Annotated in this window: 15 protein-coding genes; all 15 read right to left on the reverse strand. The window is 41.6% G+C overall.

Features of this window, described 5'->3' with window-relative positions; all coding sequences use genetic code 11:
- Positions 1 to 35: 35 nt before the first annotated feature.
- Positions 36 to 2,159 (reverse strand): glycoside hydrolase family 97 protein, encoded by a 2,124-nt coding sequence (locus BM375_RS06800; RefSeq protein ID WP_093364695.1) that lies wholly within the window; start codon positions 2,157 to 2,159, stop codon positions 36 to 38.
- A gap of 70 nt (positions 2,160 to 2,229) precedes the next feature.
- The gene (locus tag BM375_RS06805; RefSeq protein WP_093364696.1) at positions 2,230 to 3,615 is read right to left on the reverse strand and encodes an alpha-galactosidase; all 1,386 of its coding nucleotides are present in this window, start codon (positions 3,613 to 3,615) and stop codon (positions 2,230 to 2,232) included.
- Positions 3,612 to 4,745 carry a SusE domain-containing protein gene (locus BM375_RS06810; protein ID WP_093364697.1) on the reverse strand — a complete coding sequence of 378 codons (1,134 nt, stop codon included), beginning with the start codon at positions 4,743 to 4,745 and terminating at the stop codon, positions 3,612 to 3,614. The genes BM375_RS06805 and BM375_RS06810 overlap by 4 nt, the downstream gene beginning before the upstream one ends.
- Before the next feature lie 20 nt (positions 4,746 to 4,765).
- Complete coding sequence (locus BM375_RS06815; protein WP_093364698.1) at positions 4,766 to 6,481, reverse strand: RagB/SusD family nutrient uptake outer membrane protein; 1,716 nt, start codon at positions 6,479 to 6,481, stop codon at positions 4,766 to 4,768.
- Positions 6,482 to 6,502: 21 nt separating this feature from the next.
- Positions 6,503 to 9,505, reverse strand: a complete 3,003-nt coding sequence (locus tag BM375_RS06820) for a SusC/RagA family TonB-linked outer membrane protein (protein ID WP_212611635.1) — start codon at positions 9,503 to 9,505, stop codon at positions 6,503 to 6,505.
- A gap of 233 nt (positions 9,506 to 9,738) precedes the next feature.
- Complete coding sequence (locus BM375_RS06825) at positions 9,739 to 11,328, reverse strand: DUF6377 domain-containing protein (RefSeq protein WP_170852608.1); 1,590 nt, start codon at positions 11,326 to 11,328, stop codon at positions 9,739 to 9,741.
- A 238-nt stretch (positions 11,329 to 11,566) separates the two neighbouring features.
- The gene (locus BM375_RS06830; protein WP_093364701.1) at positions 11,567 to 12,664 is read right to left on the reverse strand and encodes a beta-ketoacyl synthase N-terminal-like domain-containing protein; all 1,098 of its coding nucleotides are present in this window, start codon (positions 12,662 to 12,664) and stop codon (positions 11,567 to 11,569) included.
- Between the two features lie 69 nt (positions 12,665 to 12,733).
- The gene (locus BM375_RS06835) at positions 12,734 to 13,180 is read right to left on the reverse strand and encodes an acyl-CoA thioesterase (protein ID WP_093364702.1); all 447 of its coding nucleotides are present in this window, start codon (positions 13,178 to 13,180) and stop codon (positions 12,734 to 12,736) included.
- Positions 13,155 to 14,444 (reverse strand): ABC transporter permease, encoded by a 1,290-nt coding sequence (locus BM375_RS06840; protein ID WP_093364703.1) that lies wholly within the window; start codon positions 14,442 to 14,444, stop codon positions 13,155 to 13,157. Before BM375_RS06840 ends, BM375_RS06835 begins: the two co-directional genes overlap by 26 nt.
- Positions 14,437 to 15,189 (reverse strand): ABC transporter ATP-binding protein, encoded by a 753-nt coding sequence (locus BM375_RS06845; RefSeq protein WP_093364704.1) that lies wholly within the window; start codon positions 15,187 to 15,189, stop codon positions 14,437 to 14,439. Before BM375_RS06845 ends, BM375_RS06840 begins: the two co-directional genes overlap by 8 nt.
- A complete protein-coding gene (locus BM375_RS06850) occupies positions 15,186 to 16,181 on the reverse strand; it encodes a BtrH-related acyltransferase DarH (protein ID WP_093364706.1) in 996 nt (331 codons plus the stop codon). The genes BM375_RS06845 and BM375_RS06850 overlap by 4 nt, the downstream gene beginning before the upstream one ends.
- Complete coding sequence (locus BM375_RS06855; RefSeq protein ID WP_093364707.1) at positions 16,172 to 16,585, reverse strand: flexirubin biosynthesis protein DarG; 414 nt, start codon at positions 16,583 to 16,585, stop codon at positions 16,172 to 16,174. Before BM375_RS06855 ends, BM375_RS06850 begins: the two co-directional genes overlap by 10 nt.
- Before the next feature lie 3 nt (positions 16,586 to 16,588).
- A complete protein-coding gene (locus tag BM375_RS06860) occupies positions 16,589 to 17,044 on the reverse strand; it encodes a hotdog family protein (RefSeq protein WP_093364709.1) in 456 nt (151 codons plus the stop codon).
- A 1-nt stretch (position 17,045) separates the two neighbouring features.
- Positions 17,046 to 17,480, reverse strand: coding sequence for a hotdog family protein (locus BM375_RS06865; protein WP_212611636.1), 435 nt, complete (start codon positions 17,478 to 17,480; stop codon positions 17,046 to 17,048).
- A complete protein-coding gene (locus BM375_RS06870; protein WP_093364713.1) occupies positions 17,480 to 18,613 on the reverse strand; it encodes a dialkylresorcinol biosynthesis protein DarB in 1,134 nt (377 codons plus the stop codon). The genes BM375_RS06865 and BM375_RS06870 overlap by 1 nt, the downstream gene beginning before the upstream one ends.

Genomic DNA, 18,613 nt, shown 5'->3' on the forward strand with positions numbered 1-18,613 from the left:
GAAAAACGTTGCCCTATTAGTTTAGTAAAGACCCCTTATTTTTGAATGGGTATAATCGAGATTGCAAAACCACCTCCAGGAGCAGCTCTCTGAGTTAATTTCGATTTATTGGTCACCTTGATTTTCTTAATAACATAAGCCTGAGGGTTTGTTAAGTAATGTGCCTCAGGAGCATCTGCATAGATTGTTGCCTCATAGGTTTTCCCTGCATCTAAAAATCCAAAATCAATATTTGCTGTATGTCCGTTTTCTCCACACACGCTTCCTAGAAACCAATCATTTTTCCCTTTAGCCTTTCGTACAATGGTCAAAAACTGTCCCGGTTCAGCCTCTAGATATTTGCTTTCGTCCCAATCCAGAGCAACATCCTTGATGAACTGAAAAGCATCGAGGAAACGCTCGTAGTTTTCCGGAAAATCTGCTGCCATTTGCAAAGGGCTGTACATAGTTACGTAGAGCGCGAGCTGATTTGCCAAAGTGCTGTTCACATGTGCTCCGTTAGTAAGATCCATTTGGAATATTCCCGGTGTATAATCCATGGGACCGCCAATTAACCGTGTAAATGGCAAAATCGTTACATGATTAGGATGGATACCTCCAAATGCATGATATTCTGTTCCCCTTGCCGACTCATTTCCTATAAGGTTTGGCCAAGTGCGCGCAATCCCAGTTGGGCGCACAGCTTCATGCGCATTCACCATAATTTGATAATCTGCTGCTTTTTCTACTGCAAATTGATAATGATTATTGGTCCATTGACTATAATGATGCTCCCCCAATGGGAGTATTTTACCCACATAGCCACTTTTTACAGCATCATAACCATATTGTTTCATCAGTCTATAAGCCGTATCTATATGACGTTCATAGTTACGGATAGAAGCAGATGTTTCATGATGCATCATAAGCTTAACACCTTTTGACTGGGCATATTCATTCAACCCTTTAAGATCAAAATCCGGATAGGGTGTTACAAAATCAAAAACATAATCTTTATCATTGCCAAACCAATCTTCCCAACCGATATTCCATCCTTCTACCAGAACTGCGTCAAACCCATGTTTCGCCGCAAAATCAATATGTCTCTTCACATTAGTATTATTAGCTCCATGACTTTTATTAGGTTTTGCTTTATTGAAATCTGTGATCCCTAATTGTACAGAAGGATATTCTTCTGTATATGCCCAACTGCTTTTACCGGAGATCATTTCCCACCAAACACCTATATACTTTGTTGGTTTAATCCAAGATACATCTTCAATCTTGTTCGGCTCATTGAGATTGTAAGTCATATTAGAAGCCAAAATATCTCTTGCGTCATCACTAACGATAATTGTTCGCCAAGGAGATGTACACGGGGCCTGCATCTTACCTTTGTCTCCATGAGAATCAGGCGTTAACCAAGATTCAAAAATAAAGTTCTTGTCATCAAGATTCAGATGCATAGTTGAATAATTGATACAGGCAGCTTCATGAAGATTGATATAAATACCATCATTACTCTTTAACATCAACGAAGTTTGAACACCTGTCGGTGAAAAAGAGGTTTGAGAAACGTTTCCTTCCTCATAAGATTTTCCCATCAACCCTCTGATCTCGGATAGTTTAGAAGTAGTATAATTATATTCCTGCGTATCATAATCACCAGGAATCCAGTGTGCGATGTGATCGCCAGTCATAGCGAACTGTGTTCTTTCCTCCTTGATCGTGAAATAGACAAGTTTTTTTTGTTGGGGGAATTCATATCGAAACCCAAGCCCATCGTCAAACAAGCGAAAGCGTATGATTAGCTTACGCTCAGAACCTTCTTGCTCTAGAGTGACAGCCAACTCGTTGTACTTATTCTGAATATCCTTAGTTTCACCCCAAATAGGTTGCCACGTTTCCTCAAAAGTGTTTTGGTTTCCATCAATTATTCTGAACTTATCATAGAGTGAATGTAGAGCGTGTACATTCTCCGTCAATTCCAAACCCAATTTACTAGGTTTAATAACCGGCTTTCCTTTATAATCCAATGAATACACTGGCGTACCCTGCTCGTTTAGTGAAAAATATAACTTAAGTTGGCCCGAAGGTGAAGCCAGTTCATGTGCATTACTTTTGAATATACTTAACGCAAATGTTAAATAGATGAATAGATGTCTAAAAGAAAAGTTCATTACTACGTATTTTATGTTTTATTTATTATTCATTCGTATTGCCGTGCAATCTAAATCTTCAAATAAGGAACTACAAGGGACTGATTCTGATAACGACAACACCATGCGGAGGTACTCTTGTTGAAAAAGAAGACATCACACCTAAGTCTTCATGCTTCCAAAGATCCCTCACATTAGCTTTGTCTTGCATAGGCAAATCAGCGAAAATGATTCCTCTACTTTGGTAGGTATTCTCCCGGTTAAAAAATGCCACTACCCAATCACCATTGCTCAACTGCCCCTTCCATATTTGGCTCTCTTGTTTTGTAGGATCATTGGTAAGTGGCTTTCCTACAAAACCATCTTCCCGAAGAGCCAATAACTCTTTATTTTGGTACACCCAAAGGTTGTCACCAATAGAGTTATACCGATCCGAAACAGTGACCGCGCCACCCGAAATAAAACAGAGCGATACAACACTCTTTTTCTCTTCAGCATTTGCAAAGGTATTTATACGCAGAAAATCGGCATCAAGTATCATCTTATTTCGACCTGCGATATAGGACCAATAGGTAGTGCCATCTACCGGGTTTGCATACACTGACCAGCCGACTCTTTTCGTACCCCGCTGATTGTCACTCCATCGATACCAAGTTCCGTACTCCGCATCTTCATTGATGCGAATCATATGTCCGTACTTTATTTCCAATTCGGCTTCATTATGCAAATGGGGCATGACCAAGCTCAATAAGATGCCATTTTTGTCACAAGCTTCCTTTATCCATCGGAGTGCAGTTTCATAATGTGCCTGTGGACGTTTAGGCCCGACAGTCCCCATATTACGGTCCCATCCATCTTCAAACCAAGAGAGAAAATCCACACGCAGATATTTAATGCCCATGTCGGCATAGAACTGTATATAGCCTTTCACGTATGCTTCTGCCCCCGGTTTATCTACCTGAACCCATTTAAACCATGTCGCATTTTCATCTTCATTCATAATGCTAGACAGTGGGATATCCGTTCCTTTTATTTTAATTCCGGCATCGGCAGCGGTCTTTATCACCCATAATGGATTGTTGTACATGCCCAGCTCCATCCCGCGCTCCTTCAAATTTTTTGCCCACCAGGCGTAATCATGTTTCCAATGTTTAGAGTGGGATGTGCGGTAGCCGTGTTCATTAAATTGCTGGTCATCTCCCCAACCGTCGATACAAACCATCTTGTATCCATAATCCTTGAGGTTCTCTTCCATCCAATTGATATTCTTTTCCCACTCTTCTTCGGGGATATAATCATCTGCCTTGATGTTATACTCATACGTACTCCAATACAGGGGCCCCACGAAGGGGTTATGGGGTGCGTTGCTGGGCAGGCTGTCCTTATCAACTGTGTTTTCCGGATGTGCCTTAGCACACCCGGTAGCTATAAGGATACTGACGACGATAACAGCATAGCCTAATTTAATCTTCATCATTGCTTGACAATAGAAATAGTTTCGTACAATTGATTCAACGTAATTTTATAGCTGCCTGCTTCTGCAATCTTCCATTTATTATCAGGATTACCTCCAGCTATAAGAATAGCATCAGTCCCCTCAGTGCCTTGCCCATCAACAGGAGGCATAAAATAATGTGTACTCCAATTGCCTGTTGACGTTGCTATTTTAAAGTCTCCACCACTCAATGGTCCTGTGTATGTAAATTCGTAAGGATTTCCCGCTGTAGCTATCATTGGTGTTGGTGCTTCAATATTCCATCCTGCCGGTGTCGCATCGCCCACCATCCATACCTGTGCATAAGGTGTAAAAGGAATAATGTTAATAAAAGGATCAGACCCAATATTCAGTAATATCTTATATGGACCGGGCTCGGTTATACGCCATTTATTATCCGGGTTGCCACCAATCGTCAGTTGTACGGTTGTTTCCGTAATAGCGGGGTTGTTTTGTAGTGGCATAAAAAAGTCCGTTCCCCAATCGCCCGTAGAGACCGGAATCTTGAAATCTCCGGCATTTAACACCTCATTGAACTTAAATTGGAATGGATCCGTAGGATCTTTCCGCATAGAATTTGGATTATTAATATCCCAACCGTTTGGCGTAGCATCACCAACGACCCAAAGCTCATTATAGGCAGCTCCTGTTGCCGCAGGTGTTACCTTGATTTTAATGTTCTTGGAAACAGCAGATTCATTTTTCGATGATATCTCCGCCAAAAGAGTGAGTCCTAATTCTGACTCCGAACCTATTTTCATACCAAGCTTATCCACTAAGATATTATTCAGTTCACCGTGGTTGAACCTTTTGCTTACCGCGCCCGATGGCACCGTGACCAACTCCTCTACACCTTCATACGATAATTGTATCGTATATTTAATCATTGCATTGGGAAATGCTGCCCATGAGATGGTCATTGCCTCGTCTCCCGGTTTATCAGGATTTATTGTAACCACATCTGCAGATGCGGTTAATTCCCCTGTTTCCAAGGGAAAGGGTGCGGGTGGTCTGTTTTCTTTTTTACATGCTTGTAAAAAGAATGCCGCAACGCAGATTACTAAGAGCGTAATACCTGCTTTTTCGGTGATTTTAATATAATTTCTTCGCATGTGTCTTTATCTAAATGTTATTAATTCCGTGGATATCCCGGATTTTGTTCATAATGAGGTAATAGTCCTAAGACCTCCTGTCCGATTGGATAAATTTTTGTGTGGTCATCGGCATCCGCTTGTTTATCCCACCACACACCCGTGTTAAATTTACCCCAACGGATAAGGTCTATACGACGACGACCTTCCACCAAAAACTCCCGTCCCCACTCGTCTATCAGTTCTTGCTCTGTAAGCTGCACACCGCTTGTTAAGTATAGACTTGTAGAACCCTCAGGATAGTTCCGTTTGCGTACAGCATTCAGCAACGTTGCCGCTCCTACTTTGTCGCCTGCACGGAATTTACATTCAGCCAACGAATAATAGACCTCTGCCAACCGTATCTCTGCATAGGCCGAAGCAATCGCATTTGGGTCTCCGGTAGGGTATATCGGATATTTTGTTACCCATATTCCCGAATTGTCATCTGCATGGTTCATATTTGATTCTTTATCCGCAAGCGATTCCTCCGGAGGGGTATCTCTGAACATCCCCACCTGGTCACGAACATATATCGTGTACCCACGGTTACTCTTAACAAATTTCGTCGGGTCATCATGATAAGGAAGATAACCGTATAGGAACATACCTTCTCTCTTGCTATTTCCCAAATTCTTGTATTTTTTCAATCGAAAATCGTCCGGATAACGTTGGAACTTGATAAAAGGCTTACCCAATGACCAAGGATATTCTACACCATCTACGTCTCGCCCCGGCTGTAAAGCATAACGGGTATTCATATTACCAAAATCCTTAAAACCGAAAAAGTTATGCGCTTGATGCGGCCCCATCCACCAATACATATCTCCACTATAATGCCAGTGTGTACGTGCCAGGGTAGATGGGAAACCATACATCATTTCGCTCGACGTAGCATTATCATAGTCGAATGGCTTATACCAAAGGTCTTCTAGTTGATAAGCACCATATTTGCCATCGATAATATCCTGCGCAACGGTTGCACATTCTGCATATTTTGGTTGTCCGATATACACCTCAGCATTAAGATACAGACGCACCAACAATGCTGCCGCACCACCTTTCGTCCAACGGCCAATACCTGTAGTTCCCAAATCCTGAGATGTCGGAAGAGCCGGAATAGCAGAGATAAGTTCTTGTTCAATAAAATCGAATATCTCTTGCGGACTGGATTGAGGAGGTGTTGATGTCTCTCCTTTTACCTTAGTTACTATAGGAATATTTCTGTACAGATCAAATGCCCGGAGGTTAAACCATGCTCTTAGTGTCTTCAACTCAGCTATAAAGTCATCTTTTTCAGCCTGTGTGATGCCGACCTTTTCAATATCGACATTTTGCATATCCTCCAGTGAGTTCGTTGCGAGGCTGACACCCTGAAACAGGGCATTCCACATATGGCTGGTATAGTCATCTTGGATAGTCCAAGTATGATAATGTGCGCGTTGATATTTACCACCATCAAACCAATCACCTTCACGATTAGGTGTCATGAGCTGATCTCCAGACAATTCCTGTGCATAAAAAAGACCGCTACCCTGTATGGACCAATAGGCATGTTCGAACGGGCGGAGAAAGTCGCGAATTACATCTTCTCTTGTTTGCAAAAAATTTTCGGATGTGATACGGTCATATAGGGTTTCATCTAGGTCGGTACAGCCTGCTCCCAGAAAAAAGAGGCTACTGCTTAATATGATAAGTTTTTTTCTAAAATACTTCATTTCAAATAGGAGTTAAAAGTTTTAAAATCTAACTTGTACACCGGCAAGGAATTGAACCGTCGACGGATAATACGATAGCGAGGTATTGATCCCCGGCGTTAATCCGTTTACGGATATCATCTCAGGGTCTCCAGTTGTAAAGTTGGTGAACGTGTATAAGTTTCGGGCTACTCCATACAACCGTATCGAATTGATATATTTTACCGGCGAATCAAAACTATAGCCCACACTCACATTGTCTATTTTCAGGAAGTCACCTTTTTCAAGGAAATAATCCGACAGTGTAGAATAGGTTTCAGCATTGGTCAACGCAGCATATTTACCCTTTCCATAAGCTGATGCCAACACATTTGCCCCACTTTGCGTAACAGGTGTTCCCAAATAGAACGCAGTGGTATTAAAAATATCATATTTAAAAGCTCCTCTCAGGAACACCGAAACATCCAGTTTTTTGTAAGTGAAGGTATTTCCTAAGCTTGCGGTATACAACGGCAATCCATTGCCGACAAATCGCTTATCATTTTCATTGGCCATATTTCCGGGAATGATGTTGTCATTCTTATCATACACCATCAACCTTCCTGTGGCATCTATTCCTGCGGACTTATACATGTAGAAACCACCTATCCGGCGCCCTTCTTCTAACCTCTGTGCCGGACCAGGGGAACCCGGCGAAGGCATTCCGGCCATAAATTGAAAATCTTGTCCACGATAAGTATCATTCGAGAAGGAAACGAATTTATTGTTATTGGTTGCTCCTGCAAAGGTAATGGAATAGGAAAAGTTCTCTTTTTGCACAACCGCAGCATTCAACTGAAGTTCTACTCCCGAGTTTTTCATCGTTCCTACATTTACAAAAGTAGTCGTTTGTACGAAAGGCGGTACAGGGACATTGTAGTACCCCAACAGGTCTCTATTTGTTCTTACATAGTAGTTTAAGCTACCGCTTAACTTCCTTTGAAACAATTCAAAATCTAATCCGGCATTAAAGTTCTGTGCCTTTTCCCACCGAAGATTATAATTGGTATTTTGGCTTGGCCCCCACACTTGATAGTTCAGACCATTAAAGTTAAAGTAGCCAAACCCGGTATAGGTATCAAGAGAGAGATAATTTCCAAAATCCTGATTTCCTGTTTCACCATAATCAGCGCGCAACTTCAATTCGTCTATCCACGAATCTTTCGGAAAGAATGACTCTTCCGTCAACCGCCAACCGAGTGATACCGCCGGAAAATAGCCCCATTTATTATCATAACCAAACTTGGACGAACCCTCATACCGCAAACTTGCTGAGGCATAATATCTACCGCCATAGTTGTAGTTTAACCGTCCGAAAAAAGCAATCAATTTTGAATCATTTTTATAGGAGCCTACGGATCTGAAAGTATAATCGCCCGATTGTGGATTGTCAGGAATAGGAATGTTATATTCTCCGGTACCCAAACTATTATAGGTCAGAATGTCTGAAGGAAAATTTTGGTTTCCGGCATTCATTCCCGAATTAACAAAGTAATTATAGGAATATCCACCCATCAGGTTAAAATTGTGTTCCTGAATCAGTTTTTTATAATTTCCAATCCACTCAAACACGTATTGGTCACTTTTATTGTAATCTCTACTTGCCGAGTTTCTTCCGTTGTTGCCATTTATGGCTCCGGTGTTATACGATGGCGTAAATCCAAAACCAAAAAAGTCGCTGGATTGCTGTCCTAACATGATTTGGGTAGATAAGTCATCAGTCAAGTTCAATTTGAATGCTGCATTCCAGTCAATATATTTACCTTCTGTTCCACTTTGCACTGTACGTAACTCCTCTACCGGGTTGTATGATCCTGAAAATCCTGTGTTTATAAAATAGTATCTATTTGGGTTCGACTCATCGAAAACAGGTAACGTTGGATTCAGTGTAAGACTCTGATTAAACGCATTGTGACTGCTGTTATTCGCTTTCAGAAATCGGGGAGCGATATTGAAAGTCGCCGTGTACAGATTATTGGCTGAGGTATGATTAAGGTTCAATCGTGCTCCATACTCTCTTTTGGTAGAACGAAGGTCAAGACCATTGGCATTTCGGTAGTCTACAGAAACGATATAATTCGTGGATGCCCCTCCTCCGGAAAACTGTACAGTATTCTTTTGATTATAAGCAAAATCACGTGATACTTCGTCAAACCAGTTTGTTTTCGCACCAAAATCAGTTCCTCTGTTGTATTTCACGAAATCTTCCGCACTCAATACCGGAATTTTATTGTTGACAATATCAAAGCTGGCATATCCATCGTAAAAAGCAGAGGCTATACCTGTACCTTTCTTGGTGGTAATAATAATAACCCCATTGCTACCACGGGTACCGTAAATCGCTGAAGCAGCTCCACCTTTCAATACGTCAATGGATTCGATATCATTTTGATTAAGGTTATCCACATTCCCTCCGGGAACTCCATTAATGACATACAAAGGTCCAAGACCAGCATTGCGGGAGGAGGCTCCACGCAATTGGATACTTGGACCCGCATTCGGATCAGACTGTGCCGTATTCACTACACTCAGTCCAGCAACCTTGCCCTGTATAGAATTAAGCACCGCATTTCCACCAAATACATTAAGGTCTTTGCTACCCAAATGGGTGATAGCGCTCGTTACTTCTTTCTTGTCCAAGGTACCGTAACCTACCACGACCACCTCATCAATGACATCAGCACTTTCTTGGAGTGTAATCTGATAATGGGAACGAGCATCAATAGTAACATCTACTCCCGTATAGCCGGTAGACGATATTTGCAGAACGCCTCCCTCACGGACGGACTGAAATATGAACTGTCCATTTTCATTACTCTGTGTACCCACAGCAGTGTCCTTAATCTTAATGGTAGCACCTGCAATAGGATTGCCTTGCATATCAGAAATTAAGCCTGAGATGTCTTTTTGTTGTGCATACGCCCCTGATGCCATACATATCCATAAGATGATGGAAAGGTAAAAAACAGGAGGTCGTCGAAAAAAAAGTAGAATAAATTCCCTCATAGTTTGTTCGATTTATAATTTGTTTACTAAGGTTTATTTGGTAGCGCTTTGCTACATCACAAATCTATATAAACAAGAAACTTAGAAAAAGGGGAGTATTAGAAAATATGAATACAAATAATACCCAACACATTATTAATCAGAATATTAATAATGAAAAAATGAGTGAAAAATATAAATGATACGCTCTATTTACACAAGATTTATGGTGTATATATAAAGCGTTTTTAGGTTTAAGTAATTCTTATCTGACCAATTTTCATGACCATTTTATCAAATTCATCTTTATCCATAATAGCTTTGTTTCTCACTTTTGCACGGTAGGTGTAAATAGTATTCAAAGAGTAATGCAGGAAACTTGCAAGCTTGGCGGTATCGGATATACCTAATCGAATAAGTGCGAAAATACGGAGTTCTGTATTTAGCTTTTCACTGTCTTTGACCTCGATTCGCTCTTCGGGACGAAGAAGTGAGTTAAAATCTCCTATAAAATCGGGAAATAAATGGAGGAAAGTCGTGTCAAACGTATTATAAAGCTCTTGTACTTCATGATCAATCATTTCATGGGACTTGACTAATCGTAGTAGCTGGTTTATTTTATCGCCCATAATCAGCTTCTTAATAGTGCTTTGGTATCGTTCCAGCTTATCGATATACGTTGCGCAAAGATCCAAAAAGTGCCCGATATAAACTTCTTTAATCTGATTGGCTTCCGATAGTTTTTTATTCATAGATGAAACCTCCTGATTAACCCGAATTAGTTCCTCATTAGCGACGTGCAGCTTGTCATTAAACTCGCGAAGCTTCATGTTTGTGCTGTATAGTTCCTGTCTGACTCGGTTAATACGTTGCTTCTGTCTATAAACGAAGATAACAGCAGTGACCAACAAAGCTGATAAAATAGAAGCCACAACTAAAAACGTACCTAAAATTTTTCTTTTTTCACGTTCATTATCCTGATAGGATGCCTCTATAATAGGGTAAATCTGAGATGCTTCGTAAGATCGAAAGCGGGCATTGCAAAACTTTGCGTCCTCCATAGAAGACCTTATACAGGCATATGCTCCTTCAATATCACCCATTTTGTACAACAGGGAAGCTAATGCACGTGAGGAAGCATTCTCCTTAATCGCATTTTTAATATCACATATCGCCGAGATTATATAATACATTCTTTGCTTTTCGAGATTGTCTTCTTTTTTATAAACATTTGCTAAGGAATAAGCAAGCATAGCCTTCTCATGTGTGTCTTCCTTGATATTCTTTATCATACCAAAGATGATTTTTTTGGCCTCTTCGCTTTTATCTTGGTCAATAAGCTTCTCGGAGTAAACCATTTTAAAATGGTACGACGCTGTATCCAATATGGACAATAAAGAGTCACGATAACTATCACTAAGGGCAATATACTTTTCATGTTCAAGATGCTGAAAAGCATAGAACCTATAAAATTTCTGCTTCGTGTCGAAATATTTAATGCGTAGATAGTGGTCAATTCGGGTCGGTTTAATCTGTCTTAGGAGACTATCCGCATCGAGATACATTCCTCCTGTTAAATAAAAAGCCGCTAAATCCAATTGACTTTCTATACGCCAAAAGTCCATATTTTGCTCAATGGCAAGATTAACATTCTTTTTCGCATAAACTATCGCAGAGTCAGACTCATAGGAAATATAAATATTATATAACTCCCGTTGGATTTCATACGTGGGTTTAATATTTCCAGCGCTATCGGCTAATTTCTTTTTTAGGTTTAATAGATAATTTTTTTTCTGCTCCGCATACGCCTCTTTATTCTGAATATGCTTCAAAAGACTATTCATCAAGGTATCTGTTGATGCGGAAGCAACCCCGTCAAACAGTCTGACAAGAAATAAAAACTGGATTATAAAAAGCCTGTACACAAACTTTCGCATTATAGCCAAGAAAATTTATTCGAACGTAACATGATTTATCTTTTCAAAGATAATCTAAAATTCCTTTTTTTCTTGGCTTATGCGCTTAATAGGTTGGCTCGACTGTGATTCTTATATCCTTTGTACCAAAGGATTTAAGTATTTCCTAATTCTTTTCAATTATCATCGCCGCATTACTACCTCCAAAGCCCGAGGCTGTTTTTAGCAAACGTTTAATATTTCTATGTTCTTTCCGACTGACAATATTAACCGCTCTGGAAACACCTAAGTTTTCAAAGCCAAGCGTGGGTAAAAAGTTGTTTTCAACCATCGCTTTTAAAGAAACAACGGTCTCCAAAAGTCCCGAAGCACCTAAAGTATGTCCGTAATATCCTTTCAAACTATTGATGGGCTTATCCGCCAAACCTAAACGGTCAAAGGCAATAGCTTCCATCTCGTCATTATAGGCTGTGGCTGTGCCATGTGCTGATATGAAATCAATACTTTCCAAAGGAATATTGGCTTCTTGGATAGCGGCAAGTACACTTTGACAAAGCCCTTCTCCTGTTCGGGATGGACCCGAAATATGATTGGCATCGTTGATAGCTCCCTCACCCAATATACGGAAAGGTCCTTCCTCTTTGGACAGATAAACCGCAGCAGCAGCCTCACCAAGAGAAACGCCTGCCCTGTCTCGATCAAATGGTTTACATGGAACCGAACTCATCGCTTGGAAAGCCTGAAAACCCGACACGACAAAATCGCTGACCACATCTGCGGCAAGCACTATCACATCGTCAAATTGCCCCATCTGTATCATTCTTTTCCCTACGGCAACAGCTAACAACCCTGATACACAGGCATGGGATACAATGACAGGTTCAGGAGATATTCCCAAAGCCGAGGCAATCTTCCGGGCTAAAACAGTAAGTTGAGCTTGTTCTACATCTCCGCTTCGTAGATACCCAATGTTTCCTTTCGTTGTGGAAAGAATCAAGCCGGTTTTTGCAGAAGGTGTTCTTTTTTCCAACAAAGGCTGAGCAGCGAGCAACAGCATCTTCTCTAATAGCGTGTAATTGTCTTGTGGGAATAAATGTGCAAATAATGTTTCATCAATTTTTCCAACAAAGACATCATGAAAAGTGCCAACCTCTTGTTTGGTAATGCCCGTTTTGCCCGCCAGCAGGTTTTCCCAATTCATTTCCAGGTTCAGTCCCAAAGGACTGACACAATTGATCTCTTGTATGAAAATAGGTCTAAACATATCTTAAACTTTTCGAGAAAACCTATAAGGTCTCCCGTTATTGTCCCAACAAAACCTTATAGGTTTATTTTACAACAGACCTACCTTTCTCTTCCAGTCCAGTATAAAGCCCGGTGTTTGCAGAACAAGATGATTCTCCTTATCCAGAAAGACCTGTATAGTTTCACCCGTTGCGACCAGCTGCTCCTGTGCATTAAATATCTTAAACCGAAAAATCATCTTAGCGGCAGGGGTATCCACAAATGAGGTCTCCACACGGGCAGATTCACCATATCGTAAAGGTAACTTATGCTCACATACAGACTTCACAATGGGAGTGATATAACCTGATTTCTGTACGGTCAGGTAATCAATACCATATTTACGTCCAAAGGCTTCGCGCCCTTGTTCGAAATAGAGGATATAGTGTCCATGCCATACGATACCAAGCGAATCCACTTCGCTAAAGCGGACCTGAATATCAACTGATTCTTTCAGATTGGATTCCTCGTTAAACTGTTCTCTTCTTTTTATCATATAGAATGGCGACCGTAAGCGTGAGCAAGAAACACAAAATTAATAAAATAATCTCAGGCAGTATATCCACCAAACCTCCTCCTCGGAGAAGCACTTTGTAAAAGGCCCCTAATCCCCAGTTCATTGGAGAAAGAGCCGATAGCTGCTGCATAACTGGCGGCATGATAAATACCGGAACCCAAACCCCTCCTACGGCAGCTAATACAACCGTTAAAGTTGCACCAAAAGGGGCTGATTGCTCCTGCGTACTGGCAATCGTTCCGATAAGAATACCTAACCCTACTGCTGCTAATCCACTAAACAATGCGATAACACTCAACAGCCCAAAAGAATTACCTACTTGGAACGAATGCAACCCTATATAAGGAAACACAAATATGCCGACCAACAGCATAAGATAAAACTGGATAAGGCTAATCAACAGGTAAGTAACTGTCTTTCCCATTAAAAAAAGAGCATAAGATGTAGGGCTTGTCTCGATGCGAAGCATCGTGCCTTGTGCTTTTTCCTTAACAATATTGATGGACAGCGGTACTACAATGAAAAAGATAGCAAAAAGCGTCCAGGCTGGTACATTATGCTGTACAGCATCGGGAAGGGATTCTTCGGCATGCTCCCCATCTCGACCGACTTCTTTATAGGAAATAAATTGCTGTTCCCCCAGTTCGATGTCCATATCTTCGCCCAACTCTTCCTGAAAGGTAGAATAAATGGTTTTGGATTCTATATTCGACACCAATTTGTCAATAGACATCTTGATAGCTGTTTTAAAGGAAGCATGTGCTGCTGGGTCAAAATAAAGTTTGATTTCTTTGGGTTCAATCGGCTTTGTTTCTGTAGCAACAAGGGTAGTATCTCCACTGAAATCAAATTCAGACATAATCTTATCCACATTCTGCTGGACGTGGGTATTCAAATCCCGACTGAGATGCTCGGGTAATATTACCGCCAACTGATAGGTTCCCTGCCGAACAAGCTCTTGGGCAAGTTCCTCCGAAATAGGCTTTCCATCAAGCTCCATTAGCAATTCCAGATTTTCATCAGCTCTAAAATATTCTTGGATACGTTGAGAGATACTCTCCCGATCGTGGTCAACCAACAATACAGATACCTTGCCCCCCAAAATAGAGTCAAACGATCCCTTCTGCACCATCGTTACTGCAAGTAACAAGATCAAAGGCATGACAAACAGAATAACGATGCCACCAACATCCCTGAACAATAACAACAGTTCCTTCTGTACAGAACGCCTCAGTTTAAACATCCCTCAGCCCCTTTCCCGTTATCTCGATAAAAACATCTTCCAGGGTTTGTGCCTTTTCCTCTTCAGCAATAAGCTGCTCAGGCGTCCCCTCTTTCCATAATCTACCCGATTCCATAATGCCCACACGTGTACAGAAAGCCTGTGCTTCAGAAAGATGGTGCGAGGTATACACAATGGTTGTACCCTGGAAATGCAGGGCTTTTAGATACTCCATGATAGCATTTTTGGAATGCACATCCACGCCTACTGTTGGCTCATCTAAAAACAATACCTTCGGTCTATGCAAAACACCTGCAAGCAGATTGACGCGGCGTTTCATTCCTCCCGAAAATGTTTCCACACGCTTGTCCATAAAGGTAGCCAAACCCAAGGCATCCAATGAAGCGATAACTTCTTGTTCCAATTTTCGTCCTTTCAGACCATACATACTGCCAAAATACAGGAGATTCTCACGAGCTGTCAAGGATGGATATAGCGCAAAGTCCTGCGGCACAACACCTAAAGATTGCTTCAATTGCACTGGAGATTGTTCGTAGGTGTATCCATTGATACTGAATTTTCCCGAAGTCGGTCTGATTATTCCGCACAGCATCGAAAGCAAGGTTGTTTTGCCAGCCCCGTTGGGCCCCAGCAAACCAAAGATTTCCCCTGACTGTATCGTTAGACTGAGGTTTTGTACAGCGACAAAATCTGCTCCCCGATACTGCTTCGAAAGGTTTTCGATATGGATAGCTGTAGTACTCAAATCACTTTTTTCAATTTCTTAAAAAACTCTTCTTCTAGATCAGCTAAATGCAAGAGATCGTCTGCCAGCTTATTATATACGTCAGTTTGATTGCTACGTTTTTTATATACGCGGGAGGCTTCAACTGCAAAATCACGCCATAAATCACCGATCTTGGTCATTTCATCTGACATCTCCAACAAAGCGGGACGGTTAATCTTCTTGCCGGCTTCTTGTAAAAAAGCGGAATAGATATAGCGAAACCCGCCACCACCTGTACCAATCTCTTCCTGCATACGCACCAACTGTGCTAAATAATAGTTTGCTTTTTTGACGCCTACCTTGGTCGGCCATTTCCGTATAGCACGTGAAACCATACGCATTCCTTTCACACCTACAATAGGCACAGGCGCCAACATATCGTTACAGGTCTTTTTAATCGCCTTTGTGATTGCTTTTTCCCAATCGATCTGTTGAGGAATATAAATAGGGTAATAAATATGTCCTTTGGGAGCTAACACCCCCTTGGCAAAACGTACTTTCTCCAATTCAGGCTCCGTGAGCCGGTGAACGGTTTCCATCGTTGGGTCACTAATCAAATACTCGTTACCTTCTTTTCCATAAACAACCAAATTATGCGCATTGAAATGGAACCGGTAATCTTCCGGGAAATAAGGCAGATGATACACGCCAACTTGTAAACCTGCTGGGATATTGTTCCGTAGGTTCTCATCCAGCACCCGCTGCGCTTTTTCGGGATTGCTGAATTTTTGCCTTTTTATCTTAATGCCCAATCGCTTCGCTAAGCGGTTAAATATCCAGCCCGGAGCTGGTCTATAGCTCAATCCAGGCGCATGGTTTACTTTTAAAAAAGGCAGATATACATAAAACAGACCTGATCCGATACCAAATACCATCGGTTCACTAATATCCAAACCCTTATTTCGCAACAAATTAGAAGCCACACCATTTTCACAATGGGCGGTTATACGGTGTTCAAAATCTATTTGCATTCCTCTCCTCTATAATTCTTCAGCTCTTCAATCGTAATCTCAAAAGTGTCGGCATAACGCTGCAATACTTTGTCATTTAACTTGGCAAAGACCATTGGTTTTGCATGTCGTTTAATACGCCATTTCCACATACCCGTATAGTCCGATACAATTTGCCAATCCATACGGCGCAGCTCCATAAAATAAACAATAGGGCTCACGACACCTGCTTTCACATCCTCCTGCGCCTGATCAATACGTTCCTGAATTTCTTGCATCGTATGGTCCTGCACGATATTCTTGGCCTCCCATCCTGTGCTTAACGCTGTTGTGTACTCTCCATTATCGTCCACAGCATAGTACAGCTCACGCGACCCTTTCTCCGATACACGGCCTTTGTCTTGAGGCACTTCTGATTTCTTCATGACTTACTGCTTTTTCAAAAACAAATTGATTTCTGCCGAGGACAACACGTCTTCTCCTCTCTTGGTTTGCACATTCATCGTACAAATGGAGTACCCCTCCCCATCAAACTGGGAGGTCAACGTAGAAGACGTCAAAATTTCATCGCCAACTTTCGGCAGGTTATAAATCGTCAACTGTTTGACTCCCGAAATAAAACCGATAATCCGCTTATCCGATAGTGGGTTATAATCAGCCTCATAGAACGTTTGCCCTACAATCGAAGAACAGGTCTGTGCCATATTCTCCATAAGACCCACCTCTTGAAACAAGCCATCAATGAGAAAGATATTGTCCTCTTTTATAATAAAACTGCATAAAACCTGCGTAGGCGAAATCTCCAAAATAGCATCTACCATCAACATAGGAGGTCGATGGGGTAAATAATGCTCAATGGCAATCTTATGCAGTTCTTTATCCATGTTAAGTATCTGTAGCGGCGATAACCGTCTTCATCTTAGCCGTAGCAATCACTTTATCAGCCAGTCGGGTCGTAATGTCAACCAACGTCACACCCATAAATTCCTGTCGGATCAGCACCTCACTATAAACTGTATCGCCTATATTCGGCAAGGACATAATCTCCGCCTTTTGTATCGCTCCGATATATCCCGTTGGCGCATCTTCATGACGAAGATAAAAGCTATACCCCGTATGCAGTGCAACGGACTGTGCCATGTGTTCCAATAACCCACTTTCAGCCAGACTACAATCGTCCACAAACAACTTTCCTTCTTCTACTTGGAAAGAAGCCACCAAACGTTGCTCATCATATTCCTCCAAACTGGACACCATTACTATTGGTGGACGTTGGGGAATTAGCTTCAATAAGCTATCTCCAATGATAGGCAGGCTCATCAGCAAACTGTTAAATAAGCATAAGCATACGTAAATCGTGCGCTTTCCGGTACACAAAGCATAATGCGTTGCCCTTTCTTCAATTTACCGGAACTCATCAACTGCTCCAACATCAGATATACCGAGCCTGCGCCGACATTACCCACGTCTTTGAGGTTCAAGAACCATTTATCACGTGTAATTTCTATTCCTGCTTTGGCAAAACCATCGTAAAGCCCATCCACAAAGTAATGGGAAGATACGTGAGGGAGGATGTAATCAATATCTTCAGGTGTGACCTGATGCTTGTCCATCGCCTTCTTCATACTATCCACGCCCTTCGCCAAGATGTATTTATCCAACAGCTTCGTATCCTGTTTCACCGCAAAGATGGATTTTGTTAACCACTCTTCCGAAGGATAATCCGAGAAAGGTTTTATTGTTCCATCTTCTAACTTATCCGCGCCTGCGTACATACAGGTTTCCAGTTCATAAGCATAGGAGTAGCCTTCCATCCATTCTATTCTTAATGAAAGCTCGCCTTGCGGCTTGTCTTCCAACAAGACTGCCGCAGCTCCATCAGACAACATCCAGCGTAAGAAATCTTTATTAAAAGCAATGATAGGCTGTTCTTCCAGTTCTTTTAGATTCTCCACTTCCTTGTTAAAATGGTCTGCCAGCATCCAAGAAGACATCCGCTCCGAACCTGCACATATCGCATTTTTGGTATTCCCGCATTTCACGGACATATAACCAAATTTTAAGGCATTCATCCCTGCACAGCAGTTCCCCGATGCCGAGTTGACCTCCATATTTCTATTCCCCAACTCCCCATGTACCATAACCGCGTGGGATGGCATAAGGAAATCCGGGGACGATGTGCCACAGGATAAAAGCTCTGCATCTTTAGGTTGAAATTTTTCATCAAAAAGACCTCGTATCGCTTCTGCCGTCAACTGTGCATTCGTGTGTGTAGGAATACCTTCTTTTGTCAAGGCATAATAACGGGTCTGTATACCGTTGTTCCGCAAGACAATACGTCGTGCCTTGGACTCCTTATCGTTGATTTTACCCAAGTACTGCTCCATTTCCTCATTTGCAACTGGTGCATTGGGCAAAAATTTCGCAATACGGTTTATATAAACTTCATTCAT

The organism is Sphingobacterium wenxiniae (assembly GCF_900116225.1).
GTDB classification, from domain to species: domain Bacteria; phylum Bacteroidota; class Bacteroidia; order Sphingobacteriales; family Sphingobacteriaceae; genus Sphingobacterium; species Sphingobacterium wenxiniae.